3 protein-coding genes and 1 tRNA gene are annotated in these 2,834 nt (G+C 55.6%); all 4 read right to left on the minus strand.

What is annotated here, in order from left to right; genetic code table 11:
* Window positions 1-149: 149 nt before the first annotated feature.
* Window positions 150-566 (minus strand): hypothetical protein, encoded by a 417-nt coding sequence (locus tag ACTG4J_RS14170; RefSeq protein WP_439140388.1) that lies wholly within the window; start codon window positions 564-566, stop codon window positions 150-152.
* Window positions 567-1,033: 467 nt separating this feature from the next.
* On the minus strand, window positions 1,034-1,411 hold the full coding sequence (locus ACTG4J_RS14175; RefSeq protein WP_439140389.1) for a winged helix-turn-helix domain-containing protein: 378 nt from the start codon (window positions 1,409-1,411) through the stop codon (window positions 1,034-1,036).
* A gap of 478 nt (window positions 1,412-1,889) precedes the next feature.
* Window positions 1,890-1,979, minus strand: a tRNA-Ser gene (locus ACTG4J_RS14180).
* A gap of 52 nt (window positions 1,980-2,031) precedes the next feature.
* Window positions 2,032-2,834 (minus strand): redox-regulated ATPase YchF (ychF, locus tag ACTG4J_RS14185; RefSeq protein ID WP_439140390.1); only part of this gene is annotated, 803 nt, incomplete at its 5' end.

Raw genomic sequence — 2,834 nt, forward strand, 5'->3', positions numbered from 1 at the left:
TGCCCTTGAGCGCACGCTTTGCGTTCTTGCTCTCCCACGCCTTCACCATCTTGGCGACCGAATCGCGTTTGCTGGTTGCGTTCATTTCGGCAGCCTCGGTGAGACGGCTGATATCTGCAAAGTCTTTGGCCATTTTGATCTTCCCTCTGTTACACCGCATCGCAGCGATGCTGCTCGGTATTCTGATTGGTTTGTGCTTGAGCGGCGAAGTTGCCGCCGGTGTTCGACGAGATCCCGGAAACAGGACCGACGGCGCCGCTTAGAGACGACCCCGAAGAACGATGGGTGGATAGAATCGCCGCTGCCCGCGGACGGGCAAACGGCATCGATGGGTCCGAGCGACCATGATCGACGGCATAGCGTGCCAACGACCTGCAAGACGCCTTTCCCTGAACGGCCGCGCCCCCCTTGGCATAATAGATGCCTTGGAAGGCACGGATCGATTTGCTTGAGCTCAGGCCACAACGCAAAACCGAGCGGCCCTTTCGGGTCGCCGCGATATCAACGAACGGTACATGTGCCACTTGGCTGACCATCCCTTGCGTTTCTTGCTTTGTTACCTGCATTCGCCTTCGCTCTTCAGCCCACCCTGCCGCGCGTTCTTTTGCTGCGACGCCAAGGTGAGTTGCTCCGTTCATCACCCAGACAAGCGCCTGCGCGCTTATCGTTTTTCCTTTGGTTTCACCGCCGAGACGGCTTTTTGGTTACTTTCCCTTGTTTAATAGGATGCACGTTTCCGAATATCTTTATCGAAGTTTGACAGCATTTTTTGTCGACAATTTAGGCAAGATGCTGATTTAGAACCGTTCTTTTAAGCGGCGCAGCATCCGCTTCTCGCGGGGAAAAGGGGGCTGTAGCCATTTATCAAAAGTTTCACTCAATCGGTGCGCCAAAGGATGCCGATTTTGGGGGAACTTGCGGCCTGTGCACCCTTCTCGCAGGGCCGCCAACGCAGCGTTTAGAAAGGGCAGTTTCCCGCCGCGTTGCATGACATCGCCGGCCAGCTCGTGAACGGGCGACGCGAAAAACGTCTTTAGTTCTCAGACTTGCGGAACTTCTGGTCTAGCAGCGGCCCCAACGATTCGATGATTTCGCGGGACGGTGCGAGATAAACCTCGGACCCTTTGCGCCCTGGTCGCGCTTCGATCAAACCGGCCTCTCGCAAAACGCGCAGACGTTTGATTATTCCAGATTGGCTCGCATAGCGCGACCGCACCTGCTCCAATGTACGATATACGGGCAATCCTTCTTCGTGCTCGAGCATCAACATCAAGAGAGCTTCGAATGCCCCTTGGTTCGAGGTCGCGAGAATAAGGTTTCGATCAGTGCCGACGCTGCGAACGAAATCCAGTTCGCGATTCACGACCTCGCGCAAGCGGTCGTCGTCATTGGCGTCAAACACTTTGTCCATATGCTTCCCATATGCTGATTACCGCTGGTTAAATAATGGAGTTAATTTCATTTATAATAAATGACAAAAAGGGTCGATAAATTTGAAATAAAATATTCTGGAGTCTTTAGAATTTTACTCTTTTATCATTTCAACGAAATCTATCTTTATAGATTTTTTTGAATATTAAGATAAATTAATTACCCATAGTTTAAAATTTTGCATTTTAGTTTGAGTTTTTGAAAAAACGGAAGCAATCGATCACGTGATGTGCGCTTAATCATCGCTCATCGCAGCCATGCACAAGACCACAGCTGTCATCGGCCTTGCCGTTTGCCGCGAAATCACCCGGGCGGATCATCAAACCGGATCTGTTGCCCGCGGCGATCGAGTCTTGCCCGCATCGCCGTCCGACCACGCCGCCGCATCAGCCGATCAACCGCGTGAACGACAAAATCCGGCCGGAGCCGGTTGAGCAAAGGTCGTAACAAAACAATGGTGGCGGAGACGAAGGGATTCGAACCCTCGAGACGGTTTCCCGCCTACTCCCTTAGCAGGGGAGCGCCTTCGACCACTCGGCCACATCTCCGTCGACCCGTCTAATCATCCGATCCGGCGGGGACAAGCGCAAAAACCGCGTTTCAGGCGTTGAAAAGGAAATGCAGAACGTCGCCGTCCTTGACCTCATAGGTCTTGCCCTCGACGCGCATCTTGCCTGCATCCTTGGCGCCGCCCTCACCGTTCAGGGCGACGTAATCGGCATAAGCGATGGTTTCGGCGCGGATAAAGCCGCGCTCAAAGTCGCCATGGATCACGCCCGCTGCTTGCGGCGCGAGCGTGCCCTTGCGGATGGTCCAAGCGCGGGCCTCTTTCGGGCCGACGGTGAAGTATGTCTGTAGCCCCAACAGCGCATAGCCCGCGCGGATCAGGCGATCGAGCCCCGGCTCTTCAAGTCCCATCTCGGACAAGAACAGCGCGGCCTCTTCGGGGTCGAGCTGGGCGATTTCTTCCTCGATCTGGGCAGAGATCACGACATGCGCGGCCCCTTGGGCGGCGGCCATCTCGGCCACGCGGGCCGATTGTGCATTGCCGCGCGCGGCCGAGGCTTCCTCGACATTGCAGACATACAAGATCGGCTTGGAGGTCAGCAGCTGCAGCATCCGCCAGGCTTTTTGATCCTCATCCGATACCTCGAGCATCCGCGCGGGCCTGCCTTCTTCCAGCAAGGTCTTGGCCGCTTGCATCAAGCGCTCTTGCTGCACCGCTTCCTTGTCGCCGCCGCGGATCTTGCGGGTGATGTTTTGCAGCCGCTTTTCGATGCTTTCCAGATCGGCCAGCATCAGTTCGGTCTCGATCGTCTCGGCATCGGCGATAGGGTCGACGCGGCCCTCAACATGGGTGACATCGCCATCCTCGAAACAGCGCAGCACATGGGCGATGGCAT

The organism is Roseicyclus sp. (genome assembly GCF_965662675.1).
Classification (GTDB): Bacteria; Pseudomonadota; Alphaproteobacteria; order Rhodobacterales; family Rhodobacteraceae; genus Roseicyclus.

Coding starts and splice junctions, on each gene's coding strand:
- ACTG4J_RS14170 (WP_439140388.1), bottom strand. CDS start 566: ATGCAGGTAACAAAGCAAGAAACGCAAGGGATGGTCAGCCAAGTGGCA.
- ACTG4J_RS14175 (WP_439140389.1), bottom strand. CDS start 1,411: ATGGACAAAGTGTTTGACGCCAATGACGACGACCGCTTGCGCGAGGTC.